The 13,943-nt window shown below is 52.0% G+C and carries 16 protein-coding genes; 6 read left to right on the top strand and 10 right to left on the bottom strand.

What is annotated here, in order from left to right:
- Positions 1-77: 77 nt before the first annotated feature.
- The 3 genes from K3T82_RS07785 to K3T82_RS07775 are packed head-to-tail and all read left to right on the top strand — an operon-like array spanning position 78 to position 2,741.
- Positions 78-1,499: a hypothetical protein gene (locus tag K3T82_RS07785; RefSeq protein WP_220192915.1), complete on the top strand. Its 1,422-nt coding sequence runs from the start codon at positions 78-80 to the stop codon at positions 1,497-1,499.
- Between the two features lie 15 nt (positions 1,500-1,514).
- Entirely contained in the window at positions 1,515-2,330 is an 816-nt protein-coding gene (locus K3T82_RS07780; RefSeq protein ID WP_220192914.1) for a carotenoid biosynthesis protein, read from the top strand.
- 21 nt (positions 2,331-2,351) lie between these two features.
- A complete protein-coding gene (locus K3T82_RS07775; RefSeq protein ID WP_220192913.1) occupies positions 2,352-2,741 on the top strand; it encodes a phytoene desaturase family protein in 390 nt (129 codons plus the stop codon).
- Positions 2,742-2,781: 40 nt separating this feature from the next.
- Here K3T82_RS07775 and K3T82_RS07770 read toward each other — a convergent pair whose 3' ends face one another.
- The 6 genes from K3T82_RS07770 to K3T82_RS07745 form a co-directional block, all read right to left on the bottom strand.
- A complete protein-coding gene (locus tag K3T82_RS07770; RefSeq protein WP_220192912.1) occupies positions 2,782-4,083 on the bottom strand; it encodes a glutathionylspermidine synthase family protein in 1,302 nt (433 codons plus the stop codon).
- Between the two features lie 7 nt (positions 4,084-4,090).
- Positions 4,091-4,543: a hypothetical protein gene (locus tag K3T82_RS07765; RefSeq protein WP_220192911.1), complete on the bottom strand. Its 453-nt coding sequence runs from the start codon at positions 4,541-4,543 to the stop codon at positions 4,091-4,093.
- A 353-nt stretch (positions 4,544-4,896) separates the two neighbouring features.
- Positions 4,897-6,057, bottom strand: coding sequence for a rhomboid family intramembrane serine protease (locus tag K3T82_RS07760; RefSeq protein WP_220192910.1), 1,161 nt, complete (start codon positions 6,055-6,057; stop codon positions 4,897-4,899).
- 47 nt (positions 6,058-6,104) lie between these two features.
- The gene (locus K3T82_RS07755; RefSeq protein WP_220192909.1) at positions 6,105-6,953 is read right to left on the bottom strand and encodes a rhomboid family intramembrane serine protease; all 849 of its coding nucleotides are present in this window, start codon (positions 6,951-6,953) and stop codon (positions 6,105-6,107) included.
- A 273-nt stretch (positions 6,954-7,226) separates the two neighbouring features.
- Positions 7,227-7,874, bottom strand: a complete 648-nt coding sequence (locus tag K3T82_RS07750; RefSeq protein ID WP_220192908.1) for a MarC family protein — start codon at positions 7,872-7,874, stop codon at positions 7,227-7,229.
- Positions 7,875-8,040: 166 nt separating this feature from the next.
- Entirely contained in the window at positions 8,041-8,415 is a 375-nt protein-coding gene (locus K3T82_RS07745) for a hypothetical protein (protein ID WP_220192907.1), read from the bottom strand.
- A 369-nt stretch (positions 8,416-8,784) separates the two neighbouring features.
- On the opposite strand from K3T82_RS07745, the gene K3T82_RS07740 reads away from it, so the two are divergent.
- The 3 genes from K3T82_RS07740 to K3T82_RS07730 are packed head-to-tail and all read left to right on the top strand — an operon-like array spanning position 8,785 to position 11,240.
- A complete protein-coding gene (locus K3T82_RS07740) occupies positions 8,785-9,267 on the top strand; it encodes a hypothetical protein (RefSeq protein ID WP_220192906.1) in 483 nt (160 codons plus the stop codon).
- Position 9,268: 1 nt separating this feature from the next.
- Positions 9,269-9,853: a hypothetical protein gene (locus tag K3T82_RS07735; RefSeq protein WP_220192905.1), complete on the top strand. Its 585-nt coding sequence runs from the start codon at positions 9,269-9,271 to the stop codon at positions 9,851-9,853.
- On the top strand, positions 9,837-11,240 hold the full coding sequence (locus K3T82_RS07730) for an MFS transporter (RefSeq protein WP_220192904.1): 1,404 nt from the start codon (positions 9,837-9,839) through the stop codon (positions 11,238-11,240). The genes K3T82_RS07735 and K3T82_RS07730 overlap by 17 nt, the downstream gene beginning before the upstream one ends.
- Positions 11,241-11,290: 50 nt before the next feature.
- Here the strand turns inward: K3T82_RS07730 and tatC are convergent, their stop codons facing one another.
- The 4 genes from tatC to K3T82_RS07710 form a co-directional block, all read right to left on the bottom strand.
- Positions 11,291-12,094 (bottom strand): twin-arginine translocase subunit TatC, encoded by an 804-nt coding sequence (tatC, locus tag K3T82_RS07725; RefSeq protein WP_220192903.1) that lies wholly within the window; start codon positions 12,092-12,094, stop codon positions 11,291-11,293.
- 33 nt (positions 12,095-12,127) lie between these two features.
- Positions 12,128-12,439: a Sec-independent protein translocase subunit TatA/TatB gene (locus tag K3T82_RS07720; RefSeq protein ID WP_220192902.1), complete on the bottom strand. Its 312-nt coding sequence runs from the start codon at positions 12,437-12,439 to the stop codon at positions 12,128-12,130.
- A 155-nt stretch (positions 12,440-12,594) separates the two neighbouring features.
- Positions 12,595-12,894 carry a hypothetical protein gene (locus K3T82_RS07715; protein ID WP_220192901.1) on the bottom strand — a complete coding sequence of 100 codons (300 nt, stop codon included), beginning with the start codon at positions 12,892-12,894 and terminating at the stop codon, positions 12,595-12,597.
- Complete coding sequence (locus K3T82_RS07710; RefSeq protein ID WP_220192900.1) at positions 12,887-13,627, bottom strand: RNA polymerase sigma factor; 741 nt, start codon at positions 13,625-13,627, stop codon at positions 12,887-12,889. The genes K3T82_RS07715 and K3T82_RS07710 overlap by 8 nt, the downstream gene beginning before the upstream one ends.
- Between the last annotated feature and the right edge of the window lie 316 nt (positions 13,628-13,943).

Below are 13,943 nucleotides of genomic sequence, written 5' to 3'. Positions count from 1 at the left end.
GCGCCTTGAAGCGCTTTCATGTATACTGGTAGGCGCTAAGAAGGATATGTGGAGCAGAGAAAAGATTGACGCAGCATATGGATAGTCCACCTGAGACGCCACAGAATCATAAGAGTAACAACTTACAACCTATTCCTCCGCGCTTGCCGCGCTCAACTCGTATCAGCATAGGCGCCTTGCTGGCCCTTGTTGGCCTGCTTGGGGTCGTTTTGACGGCGCAACTCTTCGCAGAACTGAGCCAACATGAGGCGGAGGCCGCTCAAAACACAGAGGCTACTACAACCGCTCAACTGCCCTTATTACCCAGCCCGACAATACAGAGCGATGATAATGATCTCTTTCAATTCTCCGGAAAGAAGGCGAGTCAGCCATTGCAGGTTGCGGGTGACCAGTATGCTGTCTATGAGGCCCAAGATGGCTTATATGCAGTTCAGTTGAGCGGGGGAACGCCCATGAAACTGGACGCGCCAGGTTATATGTACAATCTCTCAATCACGCCCCAGGTCACTCCGGTGGGGCAAATCCTGTACGTGGGCAACGAGGGAATCTGGTTAAGCAATATTTTTGGTGGATTTTCCAAGCAAGTAGAGTCTGTGGCGAGTGATCAGGTCGTCACTTCGCTGATCTTGAGTCGTGATGGGCGCTCGTTAGCCTGGAGCACCGTACCCAAAAGCGGCAATGGAACCGTCAATATTTATGAAGGGCTGTTGGGGCATGGAAAGCTTGTCTACCAGCGGTTGAACTCGAACTGCCCCTGCTACCGTGCTTTCTCATTTCTAGAAGGTGATAAGCAACAAGAGCCACAACAACTTCTGTTGACTGATGACCGGGGCGATCCTCACGCCGCCCAATATGGATTGTGGTCACTCAATCTTCCTTCGGAGGAAGATCCCACACTCGCGGAAGACCCTATACTCTTACTTGGCGATGATACTTCTCAGATGCCATTGCTTATAACACCGAATGGCGGTGCTCTACTCTACTCAACATATAGCGGCGTGGTGCCTGCGCCAACGGATAATAGTGTCCCTGGCGATATCGCTTCGCAGAATAACCCTAATAGTCTGGCGCTCGCGACTCTTGGGGGGCAGGATAAGGGGTTGGAGAAAGCACAGGTCCTTCTACCGGAGCAGCATGGACTGGATAACACCGCCGAGTATCATTGGGTAATGTCGCCTCGGCTCTCAACAGATGGGCATACACTTGTCTACGCCATCTTCTCCAGCGATGATCAGGCTCCATTTACACGCCACAGCGCACTCTATACCACCCAAGTGAAGACTAAAGGTGGACAGGTGCATGCTGAGACGCCTGGGGTCCTGGCACTCACCACGGCGCGTTTCGTCGAACTGGGACCATGGGCCAGCGAGCATGTATTGACCTGTTATGCCGATAATGCATTGTACGCCATGGATGTCACAACCGGAGCTATGCAGACTGTATTCAAGGGGAGTGGCTATATGCGTATCGTCGCCACTGTAGAGCGAGGCCCGGAATAAGGAGAGCCTGAGCGTATGCGTCTCTCACTGAAGCGTCGAGGCTGGAGAAGACCTGTATCACCCCATATACGGCTCTTGCGCCTGCTTTTTGGTATCTTTTGCCTTCTCTATGCCCTGGCGGTGATAGGCGTTGGTTTTGATGTTAAGCCTCCTTTCTCAATGGACTGGGCGGCAAGCCTGTTGCTCTATCTTGAAGGAATACTAATACTCATGGCGGCGGCGCTGGTTTATAGTATGCGACGAGCCCTGGGGGCTGGCTTCATCGTACTCGTGCTCTCCTTTCTGGTGGAAACTTTGGGGGTGAACACAGGCTTCCCCTTTGGTCACTATAGTTATACATCGATTCTCTTCCCCACATTGCCGGGCGGTGTGCCGCTTCCAGTTCTATTTGCCTGGGTGACAATTATCCTTGGGGTTTATAGCTGGTTTCGTTCTCGACGACCGGGTTTGCGGCTCAGTACTGTTGATGTGCTACTGGCGGGATTGGCAGTGATGTTGCTGGATGGTGCCATTGAGCCGGTCGCGGCGCGAATTACGGGGTACTGGCGTTGGGTATATGATGCCAGCTTCTTCTACCACATTCCCTTGCAGAACTTTGCGGGCTGGTTTGTGCTTGGCACCTTCTGCATATGGCTGGTGGATCGCCAGTTCGCGCCAGTTCCGCGCCCGCGTATTGAGCCACCTCGCATGGCATTCTGGCTACCGCGCCTGCTCTTTGCCTGTAGCTTGTTTATGTTTGGGATAGTTGATCTGACCCATGGTTATTATGGCGGGGTGATCTGTGCGTTCCTCTCAGCGCTCCTGCTAGCCTTCTACGCGCGTCGTCGCTAGGGGTGGTTACCCGTTTTCGGTGTGTGCGAGTATCCTATCTTTAAAAAGCGAGCTAATGCAAGCGATTGGCAACGCGAGGCCCTGGTATATCGTGAGCATATTCTCAATATGCTCACGCATAACGCACAGGCAGGTCTGGATGATTTGCGTGAGCATATTATCTGCGAAGAGATGTTGACCCCAGAGGACTTCTGGCGTCTCTATGGCGCGAACGCTGGCTCTATCTATGGCCTCTCCTCTAACGCGCGCCTGGCTCCCTTTACTCGTCCTGGCAACCGCTCACGGGAGGTTGAACGACTCTATTATGCAGGCGGCAGCACGCATCCAGGTGGGGGAATCCCTCTGGTCCTGCTCTCCGGGCGTATCGTCGCAGATCTAGTAGACGCCGACGTGATGGGGCATGAGGCATGAGAGCTTTCATGTTGCCCATACCCCAGGTAGTTTATGTCTGCTAGATTGGTAAACAGATGGGAAGAAAGTAGGCATTGTCATCAAAGATGCGTCTGCGCGAGGCGCGAACGCCAATTGCGGAAGGCGTACCCGCGACCACGAAGCAGTTATGCACCAGATTGACTTCGGTGCGTCCCATCTCTGTCTGGATGGTTGTGGTTGGAAGCTCCACATATTGTTGATACACCATGCCCTGATTTCCATATAGGTTTGATTCACTCATGTCAAGCACCTCATGGCTATCGCGAATGGTGATGGAAACACCTTCCCGACCGTAAATAGGTTTTACAACAAACCTGCCCGCAAACACTGGGCGATTTTGCGCGTCAAGAGGATCAAGGTAGGTTGGTAAAACGTATTGCTCAATCCAGGCGTGCTCTGTGGATGAGAAGATCTCACTTCCTACCAGGTGTAAGGCCCAGAGGAGGGCCACCAGGGCCTTATTTTGCAGCAGAAAGGAGACTGGTGGATTGATAACTGCAAGACGGCGTTTGCGAACCAGATCCATTAGAGCCAGACCAACGGGCGAGCCATCTGGCGCTTCATCCAGCATCAAATGCTCGGTTGGATAAAGCTTGTAAAGAACATCTACCCGCTCTCCATCGGCGGTCAGCAGCCCATCATGAGTGACACGTAACTGATCAAGCCCACAAAACGACGTTCGATAGGTATCTACCATAAACTTTGTGAGCACGTTATGATAATATTCGACTGTAGCGCGCTCTTCTTTACGGTCGGCATAGGCGCTAAAGACAACATGGGCTTTGCCAGAATGCGCTGGTTCAAGCCAGTCGAGCCCTGCTTTGATCGAAGCCCGCAAAGCCTGGGCTAATTGTACCTGGCAACCGGGGTTTGGATCTTGTAGGCCAAAGTCGGCACAGACCTGCCCATTCATATGAAAGAGTTCAATGACAAAGGTAGGAGTCTCGGCATTGAATTCCAGTAGCTTGGGACCCTGTGCTGTCATGACGAACTCGAACCGCCCACACATCACCGCCGCCATATCTGGAATGAGGGTCTGGCAGTATGGAAGGGCCTGAAGAGGAATGCCTAGTTCAAGAAGAGCCTGTCCGTTTCCCTGTTGTAGCAGAGTAGCCAGGCGTGTCATGAGGGTGTATAAGCGGGTGCTCGCGCTTCGGAGTTCCTGCGCATGTTCCTGCGAGACTGTAAGCGCGCTATAGAGCGCGTATTCCTCAACACCTGCTCCAGGAAGCGTGCCCCAGAATTCGGGGAAGCGGTCATAATAAGACCGCCTCCATTGTTGATAATGCTGAGCGAAATCAGGCCTATTCGCATAATTCATGGATATATTAGCCACCCTCACCACCCCCATGTCCACCTTCTCCACCAACCCCACCATGCCCACCCTCTCCCGTCCCGCCGTGACTACCATTGCCGCCATCGCCACCGACACCACGCGCTCCTGGTCGTGGGTTTACGCCATCATCGCTAGGCACCCAACCGCCCCGGTTGCGTATCCACAGGTAATGTGAGCCATTGCTAGTGGTACAGCTTACAGTTGGAGTGTCATCCTCTACAGGTGAGCTACTCTCTGTTGGGACAGGGCAAGGGACCGTTTCCCCCAGGCTATCGCAGGCATTTAGTGGTAGTAATAGCGCAGCGCCAAGTCCTACCATAGAGATTAAGCGAGCCATCTTCATTGGTAGGTGGCGAGTACTGGACGCATCGCTTGATGTTACCGCCTTAAATGTAACCTCTTCAGTGGTCGGGAAGAAATGTGAAGAGGGAGTATCCAGAGACATATCCTTTCCTTCTCTCAAAATCGCGACCGATTTATATGTTACAGCAGAGATAACGTATAAATTGGTGCTCTATCAAAGGAGGGAATAGGTGAAGGTTCTCTCAGAGCGTTGAATGGTAGGTGAAGAGGAAGGTTTGGAAGCCGAGCAGGGGGGTAAAGGGCATGGATAGGATCGTCCCGGCCACGCTCACTGGCGACAACTTTAGAGCGTGGAGGCGACTTTTGTGACTCAGCCGGGTCACAGCGAGATTGCAAGCTCGACTTCCTATTACTCAGTGTAATGGGACCGGCAACAAGCAACGGGCGAAAAGCCAGAGATGCGAACTATGTTGAGCATCTCTGGCGTGCGGTGCCTTAGAACATGTTGCGTCTCTGACGAGGAGCGACGAGGAACGCTACCAGCATCCCGCCGATTAAGCTGGCAATCAAACCCCAGGGAAAGCCACTCTGTCCACCCAGAGAAGGGATAATGCTCAAGGCGACATAGAGCGCGGCGAAGATCAGCCATTGTTGGAATGCGCCCTGCCCAAAGCCACCCATGGCCCGGCGATTGACGAAGTAGAAGGTTCCCAACGCGCCAAAGATGCCAAACATCGCGTAAGACATACCTGTCGTGGCCCCACCAACTATATAGGTGCTAACAAGGCCACCAATAATGCCGGAAGCGAGATAGATGACAATATAGCGCCATTTCCCATAGATGACTTCAATAGCGCGCCCTACGAAGAAGAGCGTAAACGCGCCCAGAAGGAGCGAAATTATATCGGAGGTCACAAAGATAGAAACGATATACCACGCTGGCGTATCTATCAGGGAGAGGAAGAGACTGGCGGCAAACTTCACCAGCAGGAAGGCCACAAAATTGAGTGCAATAATGATATAGGTGATGATCCCAGGCATCTGGCCGAGTGTGAAGCGTGTGCGTATCATACGACGCTGGAACGGATTTGGGCGTGACCACGAAGGAACAGCATCACGCTCTCTGGCCCCATTTCCCATGATTTGTGCCGGGCTCGCACTCTGCCCATTGAGTTTTGGCTCTGGAGGTGTTAGTGGTTCAATAGTGGGGAAACAGTTCTCGAAGCGTCCACCGAATGAACTGCGGGCTGCGCGGGCTCGAGCAAGATTCGCATCATATGTTTGCCCCATGGCACGTAACAGATGAGCGCGTAACGCATGTGCATAGGGAATGCCTGGATTCTCGCTGATGACGGCATCCGTATTCTGGAGCGCGCGCTCATAGCGTCTGTCGAGCAGATCGAGAAGTGCCTGCGCGAGCCTGCTTTCCAGGCCACCTGAAGGCTGTAATTCCTGCACGCGACGGCATGCCATCTGTACCACCCCATAGCTTCCCAGCCCAAGATTGGCCTCTGCCAGCCCAAGGTGAATTTGAGGATTATCGGACTCTATCTGAGCGCCATGAGCATAGGCGATAGCCGCTTCGCGAGGACGACCCTGGGCCAGGGCTTGTCGACCCTGTTCAAGATACGTCTGTATGTCTATTTGTGCTTCCACAAGTATCCTCCAAGAGAACCAGGTAGCGTGCGAGAATGTGCTTCCCGTTATGCTTTTGCCCCGATTAGATATAGGGAAATGATTGTAAGTATCAGTGTACCTAAGATTGTCAACAGTGCCAAGGGCCAGCGCCGAGCCAGGCTGTGGCAATCCACAACTGTATAGGTGGACTGGCGGCGATAGAGTGGGCTAAAGAACCAGCCAAGCAGGCAACCGCTAAGTAAACCGCCCAGATGCGCGTAATTGTCGACGTTAGGAATAACGAAACCGACGCCGAGATTGATACCAATAATAACAATGAGAAAGAGAATGGAGAACAATCCACCAGCAGGAAAGGCGCGTCGATGCGTAATAATAAATACGCTAAAGACTCCTACCAGACCGAAGATCGCACCCGAAGCCCCTATACTTACCTCCTCAGGCGCGAAGTAGAAGCTGGCGACCACGCTTACAATACCTGCTATCAGGTAGATAAGCAGATAACGCATATGCCCGAGTAAGCGTTCAAGAAAGACGCCTAGCATAAGGAGATTAAGCATATTGATTGCTAGGTGTAGCGCGTTAGCATGCAAGAACATTGGTGTCAGAAAGCGCCAGTACTCATGTTGCTCTATGATGGCTGGATTATATTTCGCGCCATATGCGATGAGCCCCTGTGTGAGAGCTGCATCGTCTCCAGCCTGGATAGAGATCGCATTAGCCTGAATATGTTCAAGCACACCTCGCCAGGTATGAGCTCCAGCAGCTAGAGCAGCCTGATACGCGGTGTATCCCCAAAGGGCGCATGTGCCTATAACTAATAACCATGTAACCCAGGTTACACGGTCCAATCCACGACGCGAGCGATAGTGTGCGAGCGCTACCTGATAGCTAAGCCTGGCATTCGCGGTATGCATGTCGGTCGAGCGTGTTATAGTGCTTCTCTTCACCTCTGCGCGGCAAATTATCTCTGAATAAGAGAAAGTGCCGCCTCCTTCTGCTAATATTAATCTATCGCTCCTCTTGCCTGTTTCTGAAGCGACAGTTTGTGTTTGAGTCGCGTGGAATATCTTATCTTTATATATCGTAACGAATAAAGGCTTGAATAGATTACGAATGGAAGCGCTGAATGTCGCAGATATGCCTTAAGCTAGACGAAATGGCAAGGAATGCCAAGAGAAAATGGGAATTCATTTCAGAAAACCGCTCGTATGGGCAAAAGTGGTCACGCCATTGAGCACAAACTGGATGGCGAGCGCAGCCAGGAGAATACCCAGGATACGTGAGAAGACCATGATACCGGTACGACCAACACGCTGAATGATCCAGGAACTACTACGCATAGCGATCCACGCCAGAGCTAATGCGCTGACAATTGCACAGGTTACGGCTAGCAGTAAGATGGGTTGTGCCGAGGCCTGGCCCACATAGAGAATGGTCGTAGCAATGGTGCCAGGACCCGCGATAAGTGGGATGGCGAGTGGAAATACGCTAATATCCTCGCGAGTCATAGCCTCTTCCTCTTCTTCTTTGGTCTCGCGAGCCCCAGAGGGGCGACCGAAGAGCATATCGATGGCGACCATAAAGAGTAAGATACCGCCAGCGATATTGAAGGCATATAGTGAGATGCCCAGGCGCTCCAGCAAGAGGCGCCCAACAATGGCGAAGAAGGCGATAATGATGGCGCTAATAATGGTAGCACGCGCGATAATGGCGCGACGTTGTGTGCTAGAGAGATGTGACGTGAGACCAACAAAGACCGGGGCCAGGCCAACGGGATCGATAATTGTCAAAAAAGTCACAAAGGCACTAATAGTAAAAGTCACAAAGGTCGGCACAAGAAAACCTCAGAGTGTATTGTATATATATGTGTCTATTGCCGTCAGACCTGGCAGGACAGAAAGGAGGGCATGCTGTGGCGATTTTGTATTCGCGAATGTCATTATAGCATATATGGAAATCCTGAGCCCAGTATGTTTTGCGCGCGAAACCAATGACAAATTTCTAGCGGGCGCTGGCAAGACGCCGTGAACGTTGGCTGCGTTTGCGCCAGAGCGGAAAGGTTATGAGGTGCCAGAGGGTGACAAGAGCCAGTACGCCAACAAACGCTTTCAGAAGTGGAATATCGTGAAAGACAAAATCGAGAGGTAGAGTGAAGTGCCAAACCTCAGTAGTTAGCCAGATTCCCAGGAGCCCTGTAATAAATGCTCCAAGAATCCCATAAGGGAGACGCCAGCCAACTAGAAACTCAGCGACCAGGCTTATTATAAGGGCGAGAGACCAGACGATCAGTGTGCCTATCGTGATCTGAATATGATATCCCAGCACGTCTCCTGTCATAATCACAAGATCCGAGAGGGGAAATGATAACAGTGTCATGTAATAGATCTCCTCTACATAACATATCCATGCGTTATTTCGAAAGTTTGCTAATTACCTCTTCTAGTGTATAGTACGGATGTGCCCGAAAACTGGTGACAGGCTAGCGTCCTGATCATTATCTTGCCTACATCGGAATACGTCTTAATTATTAGATTCCTATGGGGTGTTTGGCGTAGAAGGTGGTAAAGGTGTAGACCATAGAGGCCTGCTGTGCGTATTAAGAGTGGGGAAACTTTTTGTCTAATGAGGCACTTTACTGTAACAGAAAGCCAGGGCCCCAAGGGCTAGCGAAAATTTACATTAACCACGTTCAGTTCATGCGCTATAATGAAACAGAGTTACTAAACAATTGTATGGGAGGCTATTATGCGGGGTGCAATGAGGAATGCGCTCATCGCGGGCGCTGTAATATTTGCCGTGCTTGCCGTTTGCATTATTGCAGCGGCATGGTTCGGTGTCTTGCTTGAAACAGTCTATATCTTCTTGATGTTGCTGGCTGCTATTCTCGTAGTCGCGACCTTTATGCAGATTTACTGGGTTGCTTCGTTAATTCGCGCGATTGCTACAGTGCGCGATGAAGTGAAGCCACTTGTGTCATCGGTACAAGAAACGGTTGGCATTGTTCAGGATACGGCCAAGACAGCGGGTCATACAGCCTCGATTGTAAGCACTGTCTCGAACCTGGCCTCTGAACTGGTGGTTGCTCCAGGTGTACGTGCCACCGCTGGGGCTGTGGCTGCAGGTGAGATGCTTAAGGTCTTCTTTGGCAAAGGTAGTAAGAAGAGTAAATACGAGGAGCGCATCCTCCAGCAGGCCGAGGAAATACGCGCAAGTGGGGGAGGAGATTAATATGAGGTTGATTCTAGGTATCAATCCTATTATAGAGATGGGAGGGAGAATCTCTGCCATTATCATCTGCCTCTTTATCCTGGTGCTGGTCGTGGTCTCCTTGGCTCTTAATATTGCTATGGCTTTTGGTTTGGATTGGCTGAGAGAGAAGAGCAAGCTGGTTCAGTCTGTGCGACCAGTGGTTGATAATGCCAATCAAACCATACAGCAAGCCAAGCAGGGACAGCCCATTGCCGAGGACGAGAATGGTGTTGTACGTGCGCTCGCTAAGGTACCAGCAGGTGTGCAGACGGTCGATGAGAAGACTGTACGCATCGCTGACAAGGCCGCGAAGGGCATCATTGAGGTGCGTGCGCGTACTGTCCAGGCGCAAACCGTGCTCAAAGCGCTTTTCCTACCGGGTTTGATGCAACGCGAAAAGGTTGCCAAGGAATCGCCCTTGATCGATGACAAAGGAAGAGAATTCAAGAGCCCTGGTTATCGAGCGTTGCTAGAAGCGCAGGCCCCTGAGATCCCGGTGGCAGCCGAGGATGGGCAAAGAGAGCGTCTGCTGGCGCAGCAAGTACGCAATGTCACTTCTCGTTGAGTATGTGCGGCAGTTTGGCCGCTTTCAGCGTAACGCGCGCCTGTATCTGATAAGCAATGCTCTCAGTGGGATGACGATTGGTATCATTCAGGTGCTCTATAACCTCTACCTGGTATCATTAGGGTATAAGACTGACTTTGTGGGCCTGCTCCTCTTTATGACGACGGTAGGAGCGGGTGTCGCGATTTTTCCCGCAGGCCTCTGTATTGATCGTTTTGGTGGTAAGGCCATCCTGATCTGGGCAAGCGTCGTGATTGGTGTGGCAGGTGCAGGGCAATTTTTGTTTCGCCAGCCACTATTTCTCTTGCTCAGCGGTCTGATCGCGGGCGTGGCAGGCGCGTTTATTCTGGTGGTAAATGCGCCTTTCCTGACGCGTAATAGCTCGCAGGAAGAGCGCTCGCTCCTCTTTAGCTTTAACATTGTTGTGACGCTGGCAACGACGGTGCTTGGAGAGTTACTTGGAGGTGCTTTGCCTGTCTGGCTACGCGCGAACGCCTGGCTTATGGGTCCGTTGCCGGGCTGGTTAGGCGTGGCCCTGGTGAGTCAGCCAGAAGCGAGGGCATATCAGCTCTCATTGCTCTTCGCGGGAATCATAGCCATACCTAGCTTTCTTCCTCTCTTCCTCTTGCGCGAAGAGTCTCAGGCACGCTCTGCTACAACCTCCCTGGTGCGTGAGCAGGTACCCTGGCGGGTACGCATGGAGGTGGTATTTCAGCGCTGGAGTGAGATTGACGCGCGTGCACTGATTGTCAACCCGATTACCGTGCTGGTAGTGGTCCAGATGCTGGTAGGTTTTGGCGCTGGTCTCTTCATTCCTTATTTCAATCTCTATTTTGTTCACTATCTGGGCGCATCGCCTGCGCTTTTCGGCTCTATTGATGGTGGCGCGAATGCGCTCAATGCCGTGCTGACCCTGGTAGCCCCGCTCTTTGTCTTGCGTATTGGGCGCGTAAATACCATCGTCGCCACACGCGCGGGGAGTATCCCAATCTTGTTAGTCATAGGTCTGGTGACATTTCTTCCGTTACTCGCGCCTCTTTATCTGTTGCGCCAGGGGTTAATGGATATGGGGAATGGCGTCTTCCAGGCTTTCTCAATGGAGACCGTCTCGCGGAAGCATCGGGGGGTCGCGAATAGTACATATCAGGCTGCTTTCTACATCGCAAACGGCCTAGCGACTCCACTGGGCGGGCTACTCATCACACGTAGCGGCTATGCAATAGTCTTCCTCAGCGCTGTCGTGCTCTATACCTGCTCTGTGGCTTTGTTGTGGGGGCGCTTTGGTCGTGGGGTGGGTGAGCGCCTGGTCGCGAGCGTACGTGAACACGATGTAACTGAAGGGGAGCCCCATCAGCATAGACCGCAGGCTATAGTCGCTGAGTCCTAAGTGCAAAAAGAGAGGGCCTGTTTAGGCCCTCTCTTTTTGCACTTATTTTCTTATTTCTTCGCGAAGATGCGAATAAAGATAATAGTTAGCTCGAAGAGGCAGGACATAGTCACGCCCAGAATGATTGGGCTGTAAAAGTCCGCGCCCGGCGTAATAAAGCACGACGCGATCCACATGCCAACGTGCGCAGTCGAGCGGCGTTGTTTCAGTGTATCCGAGGTGATAAGACCGATCATTGCCATGAAGGTCAGTACCAGCGGAATCTCAAAGACAACCCCGAACGCGAGCATAAAGTAGATCACGAACGAGAAGTAGCTATCAGCCGTTACCATCTCGGTAAACATTCCAGATGAGAAGCTCACCAGGAACTCCAGAGGGTAGCGGATGACTATATACCCCAGCGAAATGCCAGCAGCAAAGAGCACAATACCAAGAATAATGAAGGGTACCGCGTGTTTCTTCTCGCGCTGGTAGAGTCCAGGAGCGATAAAGGCCCACGTTTCGTACAGGATCACAGGGATTGATAGCAGGATGCCCACCGCGAGGGACATGAGCAGTGTCACGGTAAAGCCTTCCGCGATGCCGATCACGACAATCTTGCCATTACCTACTGCGCTAGCGGTCCTGGGCAGCGGTGCAGTCAGAAAGTTTAGAATCTGCTCGCGGAAGATGAACGCGATAATGGAAAAGACAGCGACAGAGATCAAGCAGACGAAGATGCGTTTTCGCAATTCCTCTAAGTGCTCTATCAGCGTCATTGCCGATTCCGCCAGTTCGTTCTCACCTTCCTCCGGGCTATCATCCACATAGGTAGATAGCCCGCGTTCCTGCTGGTTAACGTTGCTAGTTGCCATGAATACTCCCCAGGCAGGTTTCAGAAGGTGACATTAATTCTTTTTGTCGGCATCAACGGCGCTACTAGCGGTTTCTTGCGCGTTTAAAGCAGCCTTGCGTGCGGCAATTTCGCGTTCAAGGGCATCAATGTCCATCTCTTCGACTTTCTTGGCCTCAGCAGGTTTGACTTCTTCCGCTTCCACCGGCTTTTCCTTAGGAGCATTGAGTTCGCTCATGCCTTGCTTGAACTGCTGAATGCTCTTACCGATAGCGGAACCCATTTCGGGGAGGCGTTTCGGACCGAAGACGAGAAGAGCGACGACAACGACAACAACGAGTGTGAGGGGGTGAATACCAAATGGCATGGTAGTTTGTCCTTTCTGCTCTGCTATGGATGCAGAATGCGCAAAATAATGCGATGTTCAGGTAAAAGTTTCTCTAAGATACCAGGCATAAGAGCCTGAAGGTAACAGCAAAATGAATCTATCTCGTTAGTGATGCCAGAGGCGTGATGGCTGTTCTAGAACGCGTGTTGTGGTCGAACTGTCGCGTCACGACCAAAGAAGCGCCTGTCGAATTGTTGGACTCCATCAAGGGCGAGTCCAACCATGCCCAAACCAGCAGAGCCGAGGGTCACGACACGAAGCACCTGTCGGCGTGTCATAAGTCGCTCTGAATGCCGCTCCTGAGCCAGCCTACGCGTCTGGCGTGCCTGTTCCTGACTGAGAGCCGCAAGCAAGCGTTGCTCAAGATCGGGAGGCGTTGGTGCGGTCGGGCCATAATGGCGAGAGAGCAACGTCTCAATGGAATCGTTATGCATAGCTACTCCGACATGTTGTAGAAAGCGTGTTGAGCGAGAGTTGTTGTGGTTTTCGCGTTTGTTCGATAAACCCTGCCTCGTTTTTCTCCGCAGCATAATTAGCGGTCGTTCCCTCAGAGCCCTCAGATTTGCTCACCAGATCTTCACCAGTCTCATAGGCATAAAGCTGTTGGAACTGCTTTCGGGCGCGTGCCAGGCGTTGACGTACAGCAGGCTCCTTTAGAGCAAGCAGGTCGCCAATCTGAGCGGTTGATAGACCAGCGGTGGCGGAGAGAAGCAGGCAGACGCGCAATGGCTCTGGTAAACGTGCCAGAGCGCGTTGAACTGCATCTCGTTCGGCGATAGTCTCGGCTGGATCTTCGGAAAACTGTGCGCCGAAGCCAGAGGGCTGGAGTGGAGCGGCTTGTTCACTGATCGACTCGCTTTGGGTCGTCGCTGGCTGTTTCTCTCCCTGCACATGCGAGAAAGGGATGAAGCTCAGAATTTTACGACGACGGCGCTGCATACGAACTGTATTTAAAGCGATTCGCAGGAGCCAGGCTTTGGGCTGGAAGTGATCGCCACTGGCAGCGCGCGCGGCATCAATGCCACGTAGGGCCTGATGAAAGGTATCCTGCGTGAGGTCCTGGCTTTCCTCCCAATCATTGGTGAGGCCATAAATAGTATGAAAGACCAGAGCACTATAATCGTGAATAAGCGCTTCTATGACCTTGGTTGCGGGCAAAGTATCCACACTGATAACTCTTCTCAACAAATGAACGATAGCGAAGAAACGTTTCTTGTTCTGAGCAGGTGGGGGAGGGCTACACCTGAAAAGGTTACCCTTTTACACCTCTCTATTAATACAGATGCATGGGATCATGAAAGTGTGACAAGCAAATTATACGTCTGTTGATATGATTATGCCACTTGTCAAAAAGTGGTTTCTTGATCCTTGCTTATGCCTGTGGTTTGTATGGGTAGGGGCGAGGTCGTGTGGGGATGGCCTGTATGGGGCATATGAGAGGGGGGCGAGGGAAAGAATTACAGGGTGGCTACGCCACCCTGTC

This window comes from Ktedonospora formicarum (assembly GCF_016587355.1).
GTDB classification, from domain to species: domain Bacteria; phylum Chloroflexota; class Ktedonobacteria; order Ktedonobacterales; family Ktedonobacteraceae; genus Ktedonobacter; species Ktedonobacter formicarum.
Note: the sequence above shows the minus strand (reverse complement) of the source record. Positions and strands in the feature narration are given on the sequence as shown.

Bases quoted from the DNA above. Each gene is read 5' to 3' on its own strand.
- K3T82_RS07785 (WP_220192915.1), top strand. From the start codon at position 78: ATGGATAGTCCACCTGAGACGCCACAGAATCATAAGAGTAACAACTTA.
- K3T82_RS07780 (WP_220192914.1), top strand. From the start codon at position 1,515: ATGCGTCTCTCACTGAAGCGTCGAGGCTGGAGAAGACCTGTATCACCC.
- K3T82_RS07770 (WP_220192912.1), bottom strand. From the start codon at position 4,083: ATGAATTATGCGAATAGGCCTGATTTCGCTCAGCATTATCAACAATGG.
- K3T82_RS07765 (WP_220192911.1), bottom strand. From the start codon at position 4,543: ATGTCTCTGGATACTCCCTCTTCACATTTCTTCCCGACCACTGAAGAG.
- K3T82_RS07755 (WP_220192909.1), bottom strand. From the start codon at position 6,953: ATGCATACCGCGAATGCCAGGCTTAGCTATCAGGTAGCGCTCGCACAC.
- K3T82_RS07745 (WP_220192907.1), bottom strand. From the start codon at position 8,415: ATGACACTGTTATCATTTCCCCTCTCGGATCTTGTGATTATGACAGGA.
- K3T82_RS07740 (WP_220192906.1), top strand. From the start codon at position 8,785: ATGCGGGGTGCAATGAGGAATGCGCTCATCGCGGGCGCTGTAATATTT.
- K3T82_RS07735 (WP_220192905.1), top strand. From the start codon at position 9,269: ATGAGGTTGATTCTAGGTATCAATCCTATTATAGAGATGGGAGGGAGA.
- K3T82_RS07730 (WP_220192904.1), top strand. From the start codon at position 9,837: ATGTCACTTCTCGTTGAGTATGTGCGGCAGTTTGGCCGCTTTCAGCGT.
- tatC (WP_220192903.1), bottom strand. From the start codon at position 12,094: ATGGCAACTAGCAACGTTAACCAGCAGGAACGCGGGCTATCTACCTAT.
- K3T82_RS07720 (WP_220192902.1), bottom strand. From the start codon at position 12,439: ATGCCATTTGGTATTCACCCCCTCACACTCGTTGTTGTCGTTGTCGTC.
- K3T82_RS07715 (WP_220192901.1), bottom strand. From the start codon at position 12,894: ATGCATAACGATTCCATTGAGACGTTGCTCTCTCGCCATTATGGCCCG.